The sequence below is a fragment of the Mesorhizobium sp. NZP2298 genome, assembly GCF_013170825.1.
GTDB lineage: Bacteria > Pseudomonadota > Alphaproteobacteria > Rhizobiales > Rhizobiaceae > Mesorhizobium.
In genome coordinates this window covers 4,615,488-4,634,814 of sequence record NZ_CP033365.1, presented here as the reverse complement: position 1 = coordinate 4,634,814, position 19,327 = coordinate 4,615,488, and the positions used below count along the sequence as shown (strand labels likewise).

Annotated in this window: 13 protein-coding genes; 1 reads left to right on the top strand and 12 read right to left on the bottom strand. The window is 60.0% G+C overall.

Translation table 11 applies throughout. The annotated features are described in order from the left end of the window. Nucleotides 1–2 precede the first annotated feature (2 nt). Nucleotides 3–617, top strand: a complete 615-nt coding sequence (locus EB231_RS22465) for a hypothetical protein (protein WP_246740698.1) — start codon at nt 3–5, stop codon at nt 615–617. A 72-nt stretch (nt 618–689) separates the two neighbouring features. Here EB231_RS22465 and EB231_RS22460 read toward each other — a convergent pair whose 3' ends face one another. The 12 genes from EB231_RS22460 to EB231_RS22405 all read right to left on the bottom strand — a co-directional run bounded on the left by EB231_RS22460 (nt 690) and on the right by EB231_RS22405 (nt 19,313). Next, nucleotides 690–1,142, bottom strand: a complete 453-nt coding sequence (locus tag EB231_RS22460; RefSeq protein WP_172350755.1) for a pyridoxamine 5'-phosphate oxidase family protein — start codon at nt 1,140–1,142, stop codon at nt 690–692. Between the two features lie 387 nt (nt 1,143–1,529). Then, nucleotides 1,530–3,383: a TniQ family protein gene (locus EB231_RS22455; protein ID WP_172350754.1), complete on the bottom strand. Its 1,854-nt coding sequence runs from the start codon at nt 3,381–3,383 to the stop codon at nt 1,530–1,532. Further along, complete coding sequence (locus EB231_RS22450) at nt 3,380–4,468, bottom strand: TniB family NTP-binding protein (RefSeq protein WP_172350753.1); 1,089 nt, start codon at nt 4,466–4,468, stop codon at nt 3,380–3,382. Before EB231_RS22450 ends, EB231_RS22455 begins: the two co-directional genes overlap by 4 nt. Nucleotides 4,469–4,479: 11 nt before the next feature. Further along, complete coding sequence (locus EB231_RS22445; RefSeq protein ID WP_172350752.1) at nt 4,480–6,675, bottom strand: Mu transposase C-terminal domain-containing protein; 2,196 nt, start codon at nt 6,673–6,675, stop codon at nt 4,480–4,482. Next, the gene (locus tag EB231_RS22440) at nt 6,672–6,974 is read right to left on the bottom strand and encodes a hypothetical protein (RefSeq protein WP_172350751.1); all 303 of its coding nucleotides are present in this window, start codon (nt 6,972–6,974) and stop codon (nt 6,672–6,674) included. Before EB231_RS22440 ends, EB231_RS22445 begins: the two co-directional genes overlap by 4 nt. 696 nt (nt 6,975–7,670) lie before the next feature. Beyond that, entirely contained in the window at nt 7,671–8,360 is a 690-nt protein-coding gene (locus EB231_RS22435) for a hypothetical protein (protein WP_172350750.1), read from the bottom strand. Between the two features lie 737 nt (nt 8,361–9,097). After that, nucleotides 9,098–9,856, bottom strand: a complete 759-nt coding sequence (locus tag EB231_RS22430; protein ID WP_172350749.1) for an AlbA family DNA-binding domain-containing protein — start codon at nt 9,854–9,856, stop codon at nt 9,098–9,100. Between the two features lie 3 nt (nt 9,857–9,859). Further along, nucleotides 9,860–11,767: a DUF262 domain-containing protein gene (locus EB231_RS22425; protein WP_172350748.1), complete on the bottom strand. Its 1,908-nt coding sequence runs from the start codon at nt 11,765–11,767 to the stop codon at nt 9,860–9,862. A gap of 351 nt (nt 11,768–12,118) precedes the next feature. Then, complete coding sequence (locus EB231_RS22420) at nt 12,119–13,036, bottom strand: Kiwa anti-phage protein KwaB-like domain-containing protein (protein ID WP_172350747.1); 918 nt, start codon at nt 13,034–13,036, stop codon at nt 12,119–12,121. A gap of 945 nt (nt 13,037–13,981) precedes the next feature. Next, nucleotides 13,982–14,962, bottom strand: coding sequence for a PD-(D/E)XK motif protein (locus EB231_RS22415; RefSeq protein WP_172350746.1), 981 nt, complete (start codon nt 14,960–14,962; stop codon nt 13,982–13,984). After that, a complete protein-coding gene (locus EB231_RS22410; RefSeq protein ID WP_172350745.1) occupies nt 14,959–17,310 on the bottom strand; it encodes a Z1 domain-containing protein in 2,352 nt (783 codons plus the stop codon). The genes EB231_RS22415 and EB231_RS22410 overlap by 4 nt, the downstream gene beginning before the upstream one ends. Further along, a complete protein-coding gene (locus EB231_RS22405) occupies nt 17,307–19,313 on the bottom strand; it encodes an ATP-binding protein (RefSeq protein ID WP_172350744.1) in 2,007 nt (668 codons plus the stop codon). Before EB231_RS22405 ends, EB231_RS22410 begins: the two co-directional genes overlap by 4 nt. Nucleotides 19,314–19,327: the final 14 nt, after the last annotated feature.

Sequence of the window (19,327 nt, the reverse complement as noted above, 5' to 3'; positions counted from 1 at the left end):
CCATGAGATCGATTGTTTGGATCGGCACCCTGTTTACAGCCGTGACGCTATCCACCGTGGTACGTGCGGACGAGCTGGCGCCGTCGCGCCCGCCGATCGACAAATGCGTCTGGGAAAAACTCGCCGACAAGACGATCGGCCTTGCCGCCTGGGTGCAGCGTTGCGATTTCGGCTTCCGTCAGATCCATTTCGAATTCGCCGGCAACGCGCTCGCCATCAAATACAGCGATGGCGGCGCGCCTGCCCCGCTTGTCGAAGTGTTCGACGTCAAATCAGGCGAAACCGCCGAGGCTGCGTTGCTGCGCCTGTTCCGGGAGAAGACCAACAAGGCCGTCAGTGCCCGCTGCGTGCTGGCGCCTTACACGGAAGGCACAGTGCCCGCCGGCGTCAAGCGCTACACGTTCAGCCCCGACGCCGCCTACGCGAAAGAACTGAAAGCACTTGCCAACCCCGACGAGGTTCCAGAGCCGCCCTGCGGCGACTGGGGCGAAATGCCCGACGGCATCCAGTATTTCGAAGTGCCGGCGGGTGAGGGGCGGAAGGTGCTGTTTGTACGGGTGGGGCAGGACGAGCCGCTGTTTGACGAGCGGACGCTGCGGGTGTTGTCGCCGAATTGAATGACCTTTCCAGCCAAAGGAGAGGTTGCGAAAACGCCGTCATCATAACCGACCTTGATCGAGAGCAGGCGCTCAAAAGGTCACGAGATCCGTGTGGCCGAAACCTTTCGAGTAGTCGAGCACGGAGATGACTGAAGGCACCACACGGAAGATGCGCACCTGCTCCGGCGTCGGCATCGCGAATGGCATCGAGGCTTGTGGCGGATATTTCATCGGCATCATCCTCAGAACCTTCTCGGCCTCGGCCTTGTCTGTGACCGGCTGTGCCCGTGCCGCCATGGAAAGGCCAGTGATCTCCACTACCTGAGGCGCGTCGTGATCGATGGTCAGCGACAGGCGATCGTCCCGCGCCAGATTCTCCGCCTTCTGGCTGTCGAGCCCGCAAAGAAAATAGAGGGAAAGGCCGTCATTGACGTAACCCACGGTCGTCGCCTGAGGCCAGCCATCCGCCCTCAGTGTTGCGACCGTCATGATGCGGTGCTGATCAAGGAGCGTTTGAATCTTGTCTCTGATCTCTGCGTCCATCGCTCGTCTCCAAGGTCATTCCTGATGGTGAAGATAGTGAGGCGTGGATCGCCTGGCCTTGACGCACATCAAACGTATGGAGGAAAGACGCCGCACTGCTTGGCGGACTGAGCCTCGGCTAGCGCCAACTGACCCCAAAAACATAATCGGCCCGATCTTTCAATCGGGCCGATTATGTCGCGTTTTTGGATGCGCCCTGAATCTTTGTCCCTGAACGACTCTAAGCCATTGGAATCGCTGAGGCTGATCTCGGTTTTGTCCTTCAAAAGGAGCTGAATGTCCTTCAACGCGAGTCCTTGATCAGCGTCCGCCAAGGCAGCAAAAAGCCCCGCTTGTGGCGGGGCTCGGAAGCGGCGTACTGGTCTCGTTTCAGCTCGGTACTTGTCCCTATCTGACCGTTCGCCCCCGAAGGGAAGGCGGCCCTGCCGACGCGAGCTGCGATGTCTCATAAAACGTCGCGGTGCCTGGCCCCAGATGGAACGCGGGACGGATACCTGCCGCCAGCAATTGTCCTTTCAGCGCAGCGATCTGCATGTTGCTCGCGGCTGCGAGTCTGTGGAGAGAGACGTACCGCTCCAAGAACTCTTCGATATCGAGAGGCATCACCACGCGTTGCGTGCAGCGTTTGATCGGATTTACAGCATCCGTCGATGGAAGCCATCCACCGTCCACCAGGCGGCGAACTGTGTTTGTGGTGGTCTTCAGTCTCTGCTCGACCGCCCTTAGGCTGTGGCCGCCATGGTTCTTCAGAACCGTCTTCTTGCGCACTTCGGTTGGGCAAACCAACAGGGCGAGGAAACCGACCCGGCTGACGTCAAGCTCCAGGCGGTCTAGCTTGCGCCCAAGAATGAGACGGATGACCTCTATGAATCTGCAGCCCGCCAGCGACGTAGCACGCTGCACCGAGACGAGGTCTGTTTCCCCACCGTTTCTTTCGATTGCTTTAGCCGCAAGGCACTTCAGAAACTCGTCGAGCTGCCTTTCCGAATATTGGATATGCATGCCGCCGCCTTTCCGGACTGTCAAAGGCGCAACCAAACCCTCGTTCATGAGCTGCCGGAACCCCTCCGCGCTGACTTGCAGCCGTCGGCGCGCCTCCGGTGCGAAAACCCTGTCTGAGACCTGGGTGAGGAACCCAGCCGCCGCCGACGTCTCAAATGCAATCCGTCCATTGGAACGGCCCGCGAGGTCTCCGATGATGCCTTGGACTTCCAGCTGTTTCCGCAGGCGCTTAGGATGAACGCGGTACTCTCGCGAGGCCGAGTGCACCGAATGCCAGCGTCGATGTTCCACAGGACCGAGGAAAACGTCGCCAGGACCAATCGGGAATGAGTCGATGGCATGATCCTTTATGACCTTGCGCACTGGATCAAAATCAGGGTTACTCATCGTCCCTTGGAGCCACCTGTAAAGAGGGCCGTAGAGTCTCGCGCCGCCTATTACATGCGTTGCCTCCCAGAACGCGGTGTCGAGCTTTTCTAGGAACAATCGAATCGCGTCCACGCCGCCGGCGGCGATTCTATAGCCCCGTTCTCGCGCTTCACGGAGCGCAGCCCCCTCGAAATTCCTCGCAGAGGCTTTCACGCCGTTCAGCTCGATGAAGCCGATCACCTCGCAAAGGCGCAATGCAACATGGAACTGCAACGACCCCAGGAAGCTGGGGTCGGAGTGGCAGACAAGCCGTTGATGCATCCAGGCGTCGGCGGACGACCTCGCTACGGGCCGGGCTTCCGCAGCGAACCGATCGACTTCGCCTCGGTGCTGTCTGACGTAGGCCGCGAAATCATCATCCAGATATTTGTCGACCGGGCCACGCGATTGGACAAGGCTCGTCGTGTGGATCACGCAGGTGCCTACAGCTTCAATCATCCAGGAGGCCCTCAGGAATGGCCTTGCGTAACGAGGACCTGCGCGGTTCGAAAGGTCATCCTGGATGCACAGAGGGCAATACCGAAAGCCTTTAAGTGAGCATTGCCGCCGCAGCTTTTCGCCGCCGACGAACGTCCATCCGTCCTTGCGTACGATCCAACTCGTTTCGAGTTGTGTAGGATCGACGTCGCCGAGCCGGGCCAGCCGCTTAATCTGCCTGAGCTCGCCGCGCCCCATCCCCTTGCGATCGACGGCCACGTGCCGGCAGAAATCGCGCATGGTAGGGACGCCGTTGGCCGCCGCCAAGCTAGACGCGAAGCTAATCGGTGTCTGGCCGATGCCGAGCGGCACGGTGATGGGGAGGGGTCTCATTTCACGCCTCCCGAGATGCCGACCTTCCTGTCCCACTCTCTCTTCTTTAGCATCCTGGCTAGCGCGTTTGACGGGACAATGATGTCCCATTGCTTCACCTTGAATACGTTCTGCGCCGGAACGCATCCGGTGAAGGCTGAATAGACCTCAGCGAAGCTGTTCAGGGACACGACCTCGGGAACGGGCTCACCGTCCTTGTCTGTCGCATGCATCATGACATGTTCGACGGCCGCGCGGACCACCTGGATGATGGTCCCAAAAGCACCGTTCGTGGCGTGGATGAGGCGGAAGACAAATTCTTCGTCGCTGGCGTTCTTGGACAGCCGCATCCCGGCATGCTTCTCCACGATCCGTTGCACGACCGCGCTAACAGTTTCCGCGGCTGCCTTCGTCTGGGGCGCAAACTCCATCACCATGCTGCGGTTCTTCAGCTGGTCATCATGATCGAGGAAATCGATGACGCTTGGCACGCCCGACAGGATGATGTGAAGGGGCCAGTCTCGAATCTGGAGGAGGCTCTTCACCGTGTCGGCGAGATGCTGGAGCTTCGTCGGGTTGTTGCCTTTCACGGCGTGCTGCATCTCGTCAATATGGAGGAACAGGACGCTGCTCCCCTGCAGCCGCTGCTTGAACAGGTCCCAGGCCTCGTTCTCCTGGAGCCTGCCGAAGATGGGATATCCGGTCGCCTCGATTCCCACCTTGGCGAGGAGCTTCAGGGTCAGCGGGCTGGGCGCGTCGAACGACAGCATCGGCCTGATGGTCTGGCCCGAGCCGTCATCGTAGGGTCGGAACTCGATCCGGTTGGCGATCAGGTGGCGGATCGCGGTCGACTTGCCCGAGCCGGACTCGCCGATGACGAATAGGGCACGCCGCTTCCCCGGCTCTCCGTGAGCCGCCCCGGCTGCGTTGCCAACGAGCAGATCGACAAGCTCGTTTAGCTTGTCGTCTCGCTTCGTGCCGATGTACAGGGAGTTGATGAAAGCGATGCGGTCGGCACGCTCCCGCGCCTGACCTGACATCGAGGTCCGAAGCCTCGACAGAGCATTGTCAAGGCGTTGCTGGTTGTCGTCGTCGTCGTTGAACATGGTCGTATCTCCTACTCGTCGTTGAACTTCAGGTCGTCCACGCCGCCGAGCTGGTTGGGCGTGCTTTCGTCGAGGAAATTCTGGTCGTCTCGGTGATTGTCGTGCGGGTCAGCGCCTTCCTCCTGGTCGGCCCCGAAGGTTTCCGGGAAGGCATCGATCCCTGCATGCAACGGATCATGGGGCCGCTCGAGCGGGACCAGATCGGCCTTGGCGGCCTTCTTGTCCTCGACAACCGTGATGCCGCGGAAATGCTCGCGTTCGATTCCCCTGATGCGCTGCTCTGTCAGAACACTGGAGCCAAGCTCCGCCCTGGCGGCAGCGGCATCGCCCGAGGCGCGGAGGCCGTTGATCGCCTGGTAGACCGACGACAGGTTCCTCTCGGCGTTGTCGGCATGGATGCGTCGCAGCTCCTTAACCGCGCCCACCCATTCCCAGACGCTCAGGTCATCCGGCAGGTCGAAGCTGCTGTTGACGGTCATCCAGCCATCGCCGTTCCACACGGAAATCCGCTTCAGACCGAACCGGTCGAAACGGACGCGGACGACCGTCTGCCCCGCCTTCACCCGAAGGTCCTGGAGAGGGCGGGAGTTGTAATGGATACCCAGGATGCAGATGCCCTTGTCGCCGATCTTGCGGCTGCAGTTGATGCCGAAGACATGGCGCTGGATGTCGCGCGACGGAGGCGGGATGACACCGAACTTGCGGCTGAGGCGTAGCCAAGCGTTGTGTGGGGTCTCGCCCGCGAGGCCAGCATGCGGCTGGTTGTTGTAGACGTGCTGGACCCCGACAGCGAAGGTATGGTTCAGTTCGTCGACGCAGACGCTTGCGTTCTCCTCCGGATCGTAGTCGCCCTTCTCGATGTAGTCGGAGAAGGTGCGTCCCTCGAACCAGTGCAGGAATTGGACGGTGAGGCTCTTGAACAGCGACTCAATGTAGGGCCTGAGCTTCGCCACGCCTGCGGGCGGCAGAGAATGGGCGATGCCGAGTTCCGCCAGCATGCAGCGGAACTCGAAGGAGATGAACGCAGACCCGCCGTCCGTGACCACGTGCTCGGGCGTGCCGTGCCCGATCCATGCCGTTGTGCCTAGGAGGAAATTCAACCGTGACTTGTCGAGAACCGCCATCTCGAGGGTGGCTGCCGCGGAGGCTGCATTCGGCGCCGTTGCGAAGAACTTGATCGCGAGCATGTACCGCGTCGCGCAGTCGATAGCGACCGTAGCCCAGAGGCGAGAGCGGTGGACGGCCTTGCGCTCGATCTTGGACATCCGCTCCCAGACCTTCAGATGGACGAGCAGCGTCATGAGGTCCACTCGCCATTCGTCCATCTCGACCCGCTCGAGCGGGCGTTCGACATCGAGTCCCTGATAGGTGATGCGGAACTTCTCGCGCGCGGCGGCCTCGCCCTCGCGGCGGGCGGTCACGAAGAACGGGTCGAGGCCATGGACGAGCTTCTCGAACTGCTTCCGGGATGGTGCCGTGAGCAGCGGCAAGCCTTGTTCCTGACGTTCAAGATTGCGCTTATCGACCGCCGCTTTCAGTTCCCGCAGCAGGACTGACATCTTCGGCTTTCTTCGGTCGGCGAATTGCCCGGCGAACTCCATCCAGACCTGGAGGTCACAGGGGCGCACCGACGAGGCGCGCGAGCGAGGGCCGCGACAGCGGTTTGCGAGCGCGATCGGCCGGTAGCCGGACTCGACATAGGTCTTGAGGATGCGTCGGAAGTGCCTTGGACACGGCATGTCGAAATCGATGCGCTTCGTGCCGCACCGCTTCTTCTTGCCCTCCTTAAGACGCGCCTCGATCTGAGGCAGCACGCGCTCGAGCGACACCTGAGACAGGGAAATCGTCCTGTCCTTCTCCCGCATGCGGATGAACTGGTTGCAGATGTCCGCGTGAAGCATCGCCTGCCTGGCCTTGTCCTCGGCGAGGTCGCGGATGCCCATGGAGTCGTAGAAATTGCGGAGGGGTGCCTTACCCTCAGCATAGAAGTCGCTCTCGACCGTGGCGGTGCCGTCGTCCAGCAGTTCCTTGAACCGAGCGTGAGTGAAGCCCTCGGTGCGCTCGCGGTCCTGCTTTGGGGCGAAGACATGTCCGACGTCGTCGGTGCTGACCCAGACGTATTCGGCACCCCCGATCAACACTCGGTCTAGGATGCTGATGAAGTAGACTGCGCCTTCGGGCACGATGATCCTGTTTTGTGAATTCATGTCAATTCTCCTTCTCGGCTGCTGGCGCGATTCACGCGCAGGATGGTGGCGTCGATGATCCGTTCCCGGGAATTCACCGGGACCAGTATTTGTTCGCCAATCAGGCACCAGAGTGCGGTCCGGCGGCGTGCCGGGTCGTCGGCGTGCCTGACGAGGTCACGGAAGCGGACGGTGCCATGGATTCCAGAGATGTCGGCGAGAGCTGCGCGACGTTCGAGTTCGTTGCGTAGTTTCCTTGCCCTCAGAATGTTCTGGGCATTCCGAGCGTCGTCCTCGGTGACGTCGTCTTCGGTGATCAAGGCGATGCCGTCGGCGAACGGGGCGAGAACCCCCTGTCGGAGGATGGCTCGAAGTACTTCGAGCAGGCCGCGGCTCAGAACTTTGTCCGATGGCTTGACCGCGACGGCCTTGCGACTCCCGGTGGATAGCTCAACGTGGAAGTCGAAGGTGTGGCTGGCTTGAGTGCCGTCGGGCTTGGCGAACCAAATTTTCGGCCACTGTTCCCGTACCCCGATTACCCTGTGGTTGGCCTCAAGCCAGCAGGCGACGTTGGCCTCGAGATGGCTCTCCGTGACGATCTCGCGGTTATTGTGATCATGACTTCCGCGGAACGACCCCTTGCCGTTTCGCTTGTGGCGACGTGTGCCATTTGACGGCGCCGGAGGAATCCAGATCGTCGACTCGCCCGCTTCCGCGAGGAGTGTTAAACGGTCGCTATGTGGCAGCCCCCGTCAGAGCTCTCGACGAGCCGACCAGAGAACGGGCGCTTAAGATGATGAAATGTTGTGGCTGAGGGGATTGAGTAGTCCTGTTGCCTGCCAAGCCGGCGGTCGTTGACGAAGTCGATGATGAGTCTTTCTTTGCGCATGATGTGGTTTTCCTTGTGCGATGGGGCTTGGACAGACGAGCGTGTGGCCGACGCCGCCGATATGTTTCGCGGTGATGATTGTGCCGTCCACAGGTCGCTCGCTGACCAAACGTGAAAGCTGCCATCGTTAGTGCATTGTGGGTTGCAGGTAGTCCGATGGAGCCTTTGGCTTTGGCCGCCTCTCGATACGATTGACCGGTGTCTGATTCCCTGGGGTGATACATCCCGGCACTGGGAATCCCGCGTCTTTAATGCGTAGGTAACCCCGTGTTTTTAGACTGACGATCCTCATGCCGAAAGCGATGGAAGTCGCGGCAACGAAGATCTCGTGGGGGATTTTTTTGCGCGTGGCCTGCGGCGATGTCTGCCACATATCGTTGAGCTGTTTTGTACGCTCCATCTTATCCACGATCTCCATGATCCCAGTTTCACGAAGGGGGAGAACGAAGGTTAGGCCCCAGGCCTCCGGAAGCGTATCCCTCCAGAACGTCAGCTCTTCTGCATGGCCGGGTTCTCGATCTCGCTCGAGGTCGATACCTTGCTGGATCACTTCCATTACGACGGCCGGCACATGAAGGCTCCCAATCGGAGCTGCTGCAAGCCATGCACAGGTCGCCGCATGGGCCTTATGCGGCCAGGTCTTGCTAACTATGGTCGCGTCGACGATGTAGCCAGGTCGTCCTGCGGGGGGGATTGTGAAGATTGCCCGGGCGCTGGGGTAGTTCCTTTGCGTTCTGGGTCTGGTCGCTTCAATGATCTGGCCATGGAGTGCAAGCGACGGGCCTGCGATGGCGGCCGGGGGACTGAGGTTTTTCATCTAGGTTCTCCTTGCGTCTGACGGCGGAACAGATGGGCGCGCTTTCGCCGCCGACCAGGGGCGGATAATCACAGTTTTGTATCAGAAAATTACGATAACCAACTGGAATGGTTGACGTTTATCGCAGAACCACGCGGTTGACGTTTGGACTAGGTCTTGGGCTGCGAATCCTTGAACGTGCCGTGGAATCCTTGAACGTGCCGCGCGGGAATCCTGGTAACCAGGATTAGGTCCTTTGACCTTCTCCGGTCAGCGCACTGAGCGCGTCTGTCTAAGGGGCGGAGCCGTCACGGCGGAGTTTGTTGCCGGCTCTGATCACGAAATCGGTGCGCTGCGTCTGACGTTTTTTTTCGAGGCGTCGCAAGCTGGTGTGGCGGATAAGGCAAATCATCGCAGATTCAGCCGCGTCTTGGATCTCTAGCCGCAGACCGAAAAGAATGTTCGGAAGGGTTCGAGCTTCCTCGAAGGCAACGGGACTGGTCATAGCTCGACCTTTCAGGGCGCAGTTGGCGGTCACTTGTTGCCAATGCTGTCCAAGTGCCTTCGATCGGGATCCGAGCCAGATCTCAAGTCACAGAGCTCGCGCATGGTTAATTGGGACAGTTTCAGAATGCCAGGATGACCGGCCTCGACAGGGTCCAGCTATCATGGCTTGAAAACGGGCAAGGGGCGTCCGCGCTGTTGCGCCGTCAGCCAGAGAGCAACAGCCGCATGCACGCTGGCCCATTAGGGGTGCCTCAGAACTGTCGCTTTATTGAGTAGAGTTTTTCGAGTTCCTGGAATTCGATCGGGATTGAGCGGGTACCGGAGCGGACAAACAGTTCGGCGCCACCGCCGGCCTTCTTCAGGAAGGTAAGGTTCGCGCGGTCCGCAACCTGAATACGGACGAATGTCTTCCCCCCAGTCTCCAGCGGCACCACCCGAACATAATTGGCCACGGCCTTGCCATCATAGAAACGGGATTCGAGCTGTCCCCTCAGGTATTGATCCCAACCGTCGAAATCCCCCCGGTTGGGGTTTGCGAGAACGAAATCCTCGACCAAGCCACAGACACTGGTGTCATCCTCGATGCCCACGAATAATGTCCCTCCGCCAGTATTGCAAAAGGCAGCGATCGATTTCATCATCGTTCGAGTGACGGCCTCAAGCTTGTAGGCTTCGAGGGGCTCGCCGGGTTCGGTCCGGTACCTCCGTACATCGAGCAGCATGGAAGACTTAAACTCGATGTCCGAGCGTTCGCCGCCCGCAATTACCTTCAGTACTGATTCAACCGACTCCACGGATACCACCGAGAGTACCCGGATATCCTCGAGATTGCCGACGCCGATCTGCGGCTCACAGGCGATTGCGAAGGCGCCAAGGTCGACTTGAAGCTTTGTTAGGCTCACAAGCAGTCCCGTGCCGGTGTCTAGTCCATACTCTTCCAATAGCGCGAGGAGCGTGGTCTCGGTTGGAGCGATGAGAGCTCGTGCCGCGATCGGGCAAAGAAGGGGCATGGTTCAGGCCGTGGTGCGGCTATAGATATCCTCGGCCATTGCGCCCGCTCGCTTTTTCCAAAATTCGGCGACGCCGTCCTCACCGAGCAGGAGGAGATCATAGGCATCACGGTTGATGTAATAGCGCGTCCAAAGATTAGGATGACTGTCGAAGTCGGCTTTTCCGTGCAGGAAGGTTGCGGGAGATTGCTTGCGCCACTCATTATTCGTCTGGCGATGCATCGGCATTAGGTTGGCCGCGGAATTGACCCAGTCGCGACCGGCCCTTTCGCGATCGAGCACATCCTTGGCAACGCCGCCAGCATTGTTCTTGCACCAATCCTTCGGATATATGTGATGCAGGTCCATCATACCGCCCTCAAGCGCGATACTTAATTCAGCCGAGATCACATCACGGTCAGCCCGAGCATGTAGAAGCAATAACGCCGCGCGTCTCAAGGCTCCCTTTTCGCCGCCATCTGAGACCACTTCGAAGATATCAATCGGACCGGGGCGAGTGCCGACATTGAAGTCTAGCCACTCGTTCGCCTGCTTGCGCCAATCCATTTCATCTACGCCGAGTTGCTTCTTGCTGAGGAACGCTTTCATCTCACGCAAGTCGGTACCGATTTGCGTCAGGAACCCCTGATCGTAACGTGAATGAAACACGTTGCGCCAAAAGAACGCTCCATACAGTCGGTCGAGGTCGGCAACCGTCCAATGTGTCGCAGCGCCGCCCTCGAACTCGAGGTGCCAGCGTAGGGCGACGTAGATAGCAGCACTCGCTGGGTAGGGACATTGGGCCATGGTGAAGCGCCCTCCGGCAACCGTATTCTGAAAACCTCCGATAAAGGACGCGAACGTCAAATTGTTCTCGATGACCTTGCGCCAGAATGCGCTGGGGATAGCCAAGAGGTCGCTCGACTTTACACTGGTGATCCGCGTGTCCTTGGCGCCGCCGATACGCTTGGGTTCAGGCTTCGCGTCGAGCGCCACATGGATGGCGGCGACGAATTGGGCAATCAACTCTGGGCGGCCAGTCGAGGACGACCAACCGACCGCTCCGTCGAGTTCACCCATGGCGTCGATTTCGTCGCGGAGCAGCAAAGCGCCACCAGCGTCCCCAACCGTGTCATTGAAAAGGCCGCTATGAATTAGATCTATCGTCGACACCTTAGTGCCAGTCGTGTTCAGTGTATCGAAGATCTCGCAGATCTGCGCAAGGTCGTAGGTCGGTGGCACGATGTAGACTGCCATCTTGGTGTTGAAGATGCCAGAGAATGCCTTGCTGAGCGCTGCATTCCGGCGCTTCAACTCCTCTTCTTGGGGTAGTACGCCGCCGGGATAGTACTCTGCCTTGTTGATGTCCTGGAGGTAAACCATCCATTGACCCATCATGGCGTTGGGGTCGTCAGTCCCAAGGGGAAAGTACCCGTTCCCAATCGCTCCAGCGTGAGTGTGCAGGTTGCGTTTTACCATCTCTTTCTGGGGCACGAATTTCACGCGTTCGCTATCTTCCGTCGCAGTGACATCAAGGAAATAGCCGCCGGCATGACGATAAATCGCAGACGATGCCCGCAACCCCCCAAAGGTTAAGGCCAGAGCGGTCGAACGTTGTCGACCATCAAGGATCGCATAATATCTTCCTGGCACCGGGCAATCGTCCGCGTAGGTCTTCTGTCCGGTCGCGTTCTCCTTCGGATCCCAATCCGCAATCGAGATTGGCTCTAGGGGAAGAGGTGCGTCGGCACTTTGCTCCCACAGTGTGACCATGCCAACCGGGCGTGCGTCTATTACCGAATTGGCCAGGGCGATCACCTGCGCGTTGTTCCAAACGAACTCACGCTGAAATTGCGGGATGAGCCATTCCTTTGTCCTCAGTTTTTTTAGGACTCCCGGAATGTTGATATCCATGACCTGAAGTTGCGACACGCGATCCCCCACCTTTCATTGCCTATCCGATGATAGGCATCAGAAATACTTAAGCTCCAGTCAACCTGCGCTTGCGACTTAGACTGTCGTAAGAAATTGCGGTTTTGAAGAAACATCCCGGCCTGCTTGCACTCCATAATGCTTCACAATTGTCCAGAGAATTGTTGGCTTCTGTGCTTCAGGCGGGTTGAAAGTGCCTTCCTCGGGCGCGTCATAAGCAAGTGTCGCAAGCCAACTCACCATCACCCCCCCATGTAAATGTGCTGCGCAAGAGGGCACAACATGTTGTGACCACCGGCATTCTGGCCAATTGAGTCCGGACCACTGGTATCGGTCAGGGCTGGCGCACTGTCAGGGGATCGCCGTTGCGTTTTGCACGTCGTAGTAGGACTCGGAGAAGACCGACAACAGTCGATGATCCAAAAAGGCGCGAATTATGTCCGGACATTGCGCCTCGGTCGCGATGAGACGGCCGTTGCCATCGAAGGTGAGGTTCAGTCCGGCTTGTGCATGGTTCTGGCGTAGTCGCTGCATGAACTGCTGGCTCAAGTAGTATCCCTTTTGCCGGATGGCGCAGGCGCGCCGCAGATGGAGCTTATTGCTTCCGACAAACGCCACAAGTGGCTCCAGGTCGACGAAGAGGCCGGCGAACGCCGCTTCGGCCTGAAGGTCCGCGAACTCGCTGGCGTGTGCCTGTTTGTAGTTAAGAATGGACTCGAAATCTGACTTATCGAGGATGACAATGTCCATCCCGACAATGAAAAAATCGACGCCACGTGACAGCGAAAATGTAGGGTCGGTCTCCAGCCCCAGTTGATCACCAGTAAAATAGACGGTTAGTAGGTTATGGGTTTGCCGTGATTTCCAGGACGAATTGGTCTTCGTAACCGCGTGCAGTACCTGATTTTGATGGATCAACTTGATAACATAGAAATCCGTGTTTTGCATATGGCCCACGCTTTGGGCCCGCTTCTGCGGGAGCTCGGCAGCCGCGGCGTCCACAATCAATCCCGCATGGGTTTCATCCGTGCCAATCGTGAGCGCTTGGCCGTCCTCGATCGTCGCGAGCAACCCATATGGCTCGGCTTCCTGGATTTCAGCACGGGCCTGATTAATCGACTCCCTTAACGCCCCCCTCAGAGCATCGTCTGTCGGCACCCAGCGCCCCGTGAAAACTGGGGCGTCGGAAAGACCTGACTTACGAAACAGCCAGACGGATACGGCAGCGTCGGCAATATTAAAGTTTGCCAGAGCCTGAGGAATGGGCATCGTCAGTTGTCTCCGGGCGCGTTTGGCGGTTTTATGACTAGCAGTTCTTGCACCGACAGCTGGGTGTGGCTTTCGCCAGGGGCGATGATGCCGTGAACCAAGGCATGCCCGCTGCGCTCAGTTGCGTCGCCGCCAAAGCTGTAGGTGATGTCGTAATAGCGCCAGCCGAAGGCGATCAGGACAGGATTAAGAAGTATTTGGCCGGACCGGTGAGTGATCTAGAACATCCATGCGAGGAAGATTAGGAAGCCGATGAATTTGCCCGTGTCCTGATAGTCGATGCTCATAAAAGACACAACGTAGGGCAAGGAGTAGTTCATCAGATCGGCCGGCACGTGCGAGGCTGAGCGAACGGTGATCGGGGTGTACGGCCTCAAGGCTGCGAGAAGCACGAGCGTTAGGACGAAACAAACTAGACAAAGAAGGAAGATGCCAGTTGCGAACCATGGGTTCTTGAAAGGGATTGTGCAGGTCGGCTTCCAAAATGCCCAGCAAATGGGATTCCCAATAGAACTATAATCATAGTTCTGTGCGAGCAGAATCAGACTCAGCGGCAGATATGAGCCGATGAAGATGAGGAATGATATCCAAGCGCGGAACCGCATCAAAAATCCAATAAGCTAAAGTATTGGAACCTCTCTACGCTTAGCAGCCAGGGGGAAATACGGCAATGCATGTAATCATGTTGTTCCGATGAAAAGTGTCATCGATGATCGAACGGGTTCGATACAACGCCCGAGAGCGGCCTTCGCCGCCACCCAAAGCCGTATTTTGGAGCCAGTCGACACGTCAGTTCACAAGAGCGCCCGGGTCAGTCCACTGTTCGGGCCAATTGGAACCTTCAGCGCATGCAGTGATGACTGACTTCATCGCATTCAGTCTAGGCGGCGCTCAACCGTGGCCCGCCTTCGGCGGCCGGACCTCTCAGGATCGCCGTGTCAAACATCAGGCCGCCATGGCTTCAGCAATGTCGTCTCGCACCGCCTCCGCATCCAGATAAGGCAGGTTCGCCAAGCTGATCGTATAGCGAATCGACAGGACGCCGTTTGGAAGGGCGAAGTCGATCGGAAGTTGCGGAAACTCCTCGTCCACTTCGAAAATGTGCGCGTCCCTGAGATGGAAGCGGACCAAGTCCGGAGAGCGGCGCATTTCATCGGACCAGTCGAAGCCATCGAGTTTCGTGAGAAAGCTGTCGACCGCCGCTGGATCCTGTCGGATCGCCGCCATCACTCCATCGATTAAAGTGGCAACGGACTGGGTGCCCATCGCCGACTCCTCAAGCTGGATCGAGGCTAACAGCAGGCGACGATCGTCAGGCGCTTTTAGTTGGTCCACCCGGGAAATCTCGTGCTCATGTCGACTCTTGGTCGTCGCTTTGACCTCCATGTGCAGGCGCGGGCTCACGAAATCATGGCGCTCCCGGTCCGGTCCGCTCCACAGATGAATGGCTTCCGATCCCAGGGCGGGCAGCCAGAGCGTCTGCATCACCAAGAGCTCGCCCACGAGGCCGATCTGGACCGGGCGAGACATGGGCTGGCGCAGTGGCCGCCATGCGGACTGCCAAGCGCGCACGATGGCGATGGCCGCCGACCAGGGCTCACGTCCGTGGACGATGATGGCCTCCACCAGCTCCCCACATAGCGCCGCGAACATCTTCTCGTGGGCAGCGGGGGAGCAGAGGTCGAGGCAGACGCCGACGTCGAGGAGACCTTCTCTGAGGCGAAGGCCATTGTAGTCGGGCGGCAGGGGCCTCGTCGCCAGCCCTGACGTCGGAGCCAGTAGGTGAAGATCGCCCGAGGCATCCATGGCCAAGCGGAGCGGCGTCTCGACGTCATTGTAGACGATGGCGATGGACTGGATCTGGTCCTCGCCCGCGGGCCGAGAGGCCCTGAGGCTTCGCCAAATATCAATGAACGTCGCCGTCATGTGCCAACGCCTCGATTGACGACGGCGTTAGAGCGGCCGTCCGAGGTGTAGGGAAGGGTGAGCGCAACCGCGATCACGGCGTCCACACTGGTGACGTCGAGGGACACAGGATCCAGGGGATAGACCAATAGCAGGCCCTGGGTAGACGGCCTTGCCGACCGCATGGCCTCGGCGTCATAGTTGCCGGTGGCCCGGCGGTAGGCATCCGGGCCGCCTGGTAGATCCGCGCCCTCGTGGCGAGGATCGATTAGGATTCCGATGCCTTCGCTGCTCGAGCGCCGGCGGGTCACCAGCCGGGTCTCAACGCCGCCGACGATGACCGCGGCGCCCCCCTTGGCGCTAGCCAAGAGCACCGACCAGTCGACCAGTTCGCCCTGGACCACCCGCTGCATGATCCAGTCAGCGATTTCGTCACCGCGCATTGCGAGCGTATCCGGATGCGATTGGTAGGCGCGCAAGAAGTCGCAGACGATCTCCGGAGGCAGGTCGCGGAACAGCTGGCCGCCTGTCATTTCGTGGGCCGGACCGCACAGAGCGATTAGCCGATCCGCCAAGATTCGATTGGCCTGTAGCCGCGCGTGGTCGTGCAGCGGCAAGATTACCGTCTGCGGATGTTCGCCGGACCAAGATTGACGCAGTGTGTCTGCCATGCCCGACTTGTTGCGCGCGGTGAGCAGCAGCGCGCTGTGGGCGCGCAGGCGAATAGCCATCTCGGACGGCCGACGCCCGGCCCGATATAGGGCTTGAAGGCTGTCCCGCAAGGACTCCTCCACTAGCGCTAGCTCAGTGAACCATTGGGCGATCCCGTCCGTCGTCCAGATCCGGATAAGGTCCTCATATCCAGAGCGGAAGCCATACCAGCGCGCCATTTGCAGCAAGGTGTCGGCCATGGAAGCCGTTCGTAGGAAGTAGGAGATCGTCAGACCTTCCAGTGTCAGGCCGCGAGACAAGCGGTTGCCGCCGACCGCGACAATATTCCGACCGGGCCTTTCGGCGTATTCGAGGTTCTCGCCCGTGACGCTGTTCAGCTCGACGACATCCAACTGTTCAAGCACCGCGATCGCTGCCTTCGCCGTCACTAAAGGATCGGTTGGTAGCTCGACGCCTCTGAAGTGACGCTCGAGCACCTCCACGAACAGGTCTGCCAGGTCATGACCTTGGCGCCGCGCTTCCAGCCAGTAGCTCCGCTGATACTCAATCGCCACTCGAATGCGCGCTTGATCTTCGACCCGCACGCTGACGTGTACGAGCATGGTGTGGGGTTTGCCCTGAAAGCCCGACCGGCCTTTGCGGATGGCCCCAGCGAGACAAAAGGCTATCAGAGCCTCGGCCAGGGAATCGGGCAGCAGCTGGTTCTGCGGACCAACGATCATGGGCGCAGACGTTCGCCGCGTCATCGCTTGGCGAAGTTCGCCCACGTCCTCGTCTCGGACCTTTCGAAACACATCGCGCCCCTGGGCGGAGACGCCAAACAGCTCCTCTGTTCCGATGTAGCCCTCGGGCCGGGGCAACTGGAGAGCGAAGTCACGAGGGAAGAGGTCCTCGCCAACCTCCCGGTCGACCGCATCGGGGTCGATGAAAATGTTTGCGAACGGTGTTGCGGTGTAGGCCACATAAGCCGCCTGCGAAGCGCGCCCAAGGATCGAGCGGATTAGCGCATTGGTTGCCGTCGGACCCGGCCCGTTAGCGGAGGAGGCGGCGTCTGAATCCAGAGACGGGTCGGGCGCGCGGTTGCCGCGCGTGTTAATCGAGGCCTGATCGGCCTCATCGTCTATCACCAGGATCGGCAGACGGTCGAGCCTGCCGCCCGCCGCCGCAAGCCATGCGTCCATCCGGCGGAGTACGGAGACGTTCTTCTTAGCCACAATGAGGAAGGCTCCGGCCCGATCAAGGACTTCCACGCCCGGATCCTTGAAATCCTGGGTCTCTTCCGTAAGTACGGTCCAGGCAGGGCCACCCGGATTGCCGCTCCCGACGAGCTCGTTCTCAAGCCGAACCTGTGTCTGGCTGCGTAGTGCGTCGTGGATGCCCGACAGCACGATGACCATCCGATAGCCGGCGTCGACGGCACGCGCCGCAACGGCCGTGTAGTTGGCGGTCTTGCCGCTCTGGACATAGCCAACCACAAGCCCACGTCCCTGGAAGGATGCCTCCTGTCGCGGATCCGGCAGGTGTCTCAAGACTCGCGCGGACTCCGACGCTAGGCTCGCCACCTGCGGTGGCCTCCAGCGCTCCCCGTCTAAGAGTCGGCGTTCCAGCCGCGCCCAGCTCCCTTCCTCAGCCTCGGGAAGGTTGTCCGTCCAGCTGGCGCGCGCCGGGCGCAGTTCCTGGGCGCGCGGCGAGTTCATGCTTCAGTCGCGTCGTCGATCAACGCCTGCTGCACGTCTAGGCGGTCAAGGTCGTCCAGGAACGCCGCCAGGGCCTCCGCACCCACATCGCTGGATCCGAGCACGCCGGCCAATTCGACGAGGGCCGGGCTGACGTCACCGATCTGGAGACTGCGGTCGCCCTTTAGATCCGTCGTAATCTTCCAAGCGAACTTGCCGGTCGTCACCTTGCGCACCGTGATGGAGGGCGCGGGCGGCTGGGACGGTGGCGTCGGGGCGCCTGGGGTCACCGGCTCGCCTAGGCCGCTAGGCGCTCCAGGACCGGACGTCGCCTCGCCAAGGAGCGGCGAAGTGCGCGGGGGCGGCGACGTCGGCCGGGGCTTGCGGTACTTGGCTTGGCTGGCCTTGCGTACCGTATCCGCCAAAGGCTTGATCCGGCTCTGGAGATAACCCGGCAGGCGCACCGTCTGTTTGGAGATGTTGATCTGAAAGGCTTCGTCCAGGGCCGGGTCGAAATCGACAAGGACCCGTGCGAGCTTAGTCTTCTCATCGTTAGTAGCCCACAGGTCATGCCACCCACCCCAGCGGATCAACCGGTCGTTGCGGTATAGAAACAGTCCCTGAGTGTCGTTGCGCCTGCCCCAATAGCCGATGCGGTCGGCGGCTGCCTGCCAGCCGTCGCCATGGTGCTTGCGGAGTTCGTCCTCCGCCGGCAGCACGATCGGCTGAACCTTCACCTCCGCCGTGCCGCCTTCATGTTCGACCTTTAGCGTCTTGAGGTCATGGCGCTCGCTGAGCGGATGACTGGCCGGCCCGTTGCTTTCGACGGGGATGTCATTGATCCAGATCTTGAGCGGCGCCCGGCCCTTGGCCTCGCCATCCAGGAAGCGGTGAAAGACCAAGCCCAGATGCCGGTTGAGCTCTTGGATCTCGGCGACATGGGGCGGCACCCCCTTGATCGACGGCGCCATCGTCGGAGCCTTCATGTTCTTCCAGAGTACCACCGTTCCGTGTTCCCCTGGATCCGCAGCCTCGGTTTCCCAGTCCTCCAGCGGTTCCTCGTCGACTTGCCAGTCGGCCATATTGTCCTGATCCCAGCCGAGGTGATGGACGTCCCCACCCTTCTGGCGCGTCACCACCTTGAAGTCGCGCGCCTGGGACCAGGAGGCGCCCTTGAGGCCAAATCCGTATTTGCCGAGACTTCGGCCGTCATAGTCGGCCTCGCCGCCGACCCGAATCGCCTCCTCCAACTGCTCTGGCGACATGCCTCGGCCATTGTCGCGGATGGCCATCCAGCGGCCGTTGCCGCTATTGGGCGGATCGAATGTGATTTGAATTTCGGTCGCATCGGCCGAGATGGCGTTGTCAATAATGTCGGCAACGGCGCTGACCAAGTTGTGGCCAGAGGCGCTGAGCATAGTCGGCAACCGTTTCGAGCCCGGCGGCAGGCGACGCCCCGAGGGCTTGTCGATGGTTTCAGTCGGGGAAGTGGTGTCGGTCATGTCGAGGTCCTGCGGACTTGAGGCGCTGAACAAGTCAGGCCGGGCCTGAGTCAAAAGCTTATAGATGCGGGGCGCCTCGTCCAGCTCGAGCCCGACCATGCCGGCGCGCGCCAAGCCGGAGGTGGCGCCATCGGCAAGGATGGCCAAAGCCGTAGGATCGTCCTTCGGGAAGACCATCCAGGCTCCCGAAGCTGGCTGGATGCCGGCGTCGACCTGCATGGCAAATAGGCAATCCAGCTGGACAAAGTCATAGAGTTGGTCATCGGGGCAGTTGCCCTCAAGCCGCCAGTTCTTACCTTGTCGTTTCAGGAAATGGTCCCGGGTGCGCGGGCCGTTATCGGTGTCGTATCGCAGGCTAAGGGCGATGCGGTCGGTGTCTGCCGCGACCGGGAAGACTCGATCGATAACCTCGCCGTCGAAGTTGATGGCGCGCTGCCGCGATCCCTCCCGACCGCTGCGGCGATAGGCATGGAACATGCCCAACTCACTGTGCTGCAGCTGCCTCAAAATCAAGAACTTCATAGGCCCCTCTTGGT

Excerpts from the sequence above, each read along its gene's own strand:
- EB231_RS22465 (WP_246740698.1), top strand. The coding sequence starts at position 3 with ATGAGATCGATTGTTTGGATCGGCACCCTGTTTACAGCCGTGACGCTA.
- EB231_RS22460 (WP_172350755.1), bottom strand. The coding sequence starts at position 1,142 with ATGGACGCAGAGATCAGAGACAAGATTCAAACGCTCCTTGATCAGCAC.
- EB231_RS22455 (WP_172350754.1), bottom strand. The coding sequence starts at position 3,383 with ATGAGACCCCTCCCCATCACCGTGCCGCTCGGCATCGGCCAGACACCG.
- EB231_RS22450 (WP_172350753.1), bottom strand. The coding sequence starts at position 4,468 with ATGTTCAACGACGACGACGACAACCAGCAACGCCTTGACAATGCTCTG.
- EB231_RS22445 (WP_172350752.1), bottom strand. The coding sequence starts at position 6,675 with ATGAATTCACAAAACAGGATCATCGTGCCCGAAGGCGCAGTCTACTTC.
- EB231_RS22435 (WP_172350750.1), bottom strand. The coding sequence starts at position 8,360 with ATGAAAAACCTCAGTCCCCCGGCCGCCATCGCAGGCCCGTCGCTTGCA.
- EB231_RS22430 (WP_172350749.1), bottom strand. The coding sequence starts at position 9,856 with ATGCCCCTTCTTTGCCCGATCGCGGCACGAGCTCTCATCGCTCCAACC.
- EB231_RS22420 (WP_172350747.1), bottom strand. The coding sequence starts at position 13,036 with ATGCCCATTCCTCAGGCTCTGGCAAACTTTAATATTGCCGACGCTGCC.
- EB231_RS22415 (WP_172350746.1), bottom strand. The coding sequence starts at position 14,962 with ATGACGGCGACGTTCATTGATATTTGGCGAAGCCTCAGGGCCTCTCGG.
- EB231_RS22410 (WP_172350745.1), bottom strand. The coding sequence starts at position 17,310 with ATGAACTCGCCGCGCGCCCAGGAACTGCGCCCGGCGCGCGCCAGCTGG.
- EB231_RS22405 (WP_172350744.1), bottom strand. The coding sequence starts at position 19,313 with ATGAAGTTCTTGATTTTGAGGCAGCTGCAGCACAGTGAGTTGGGCATG.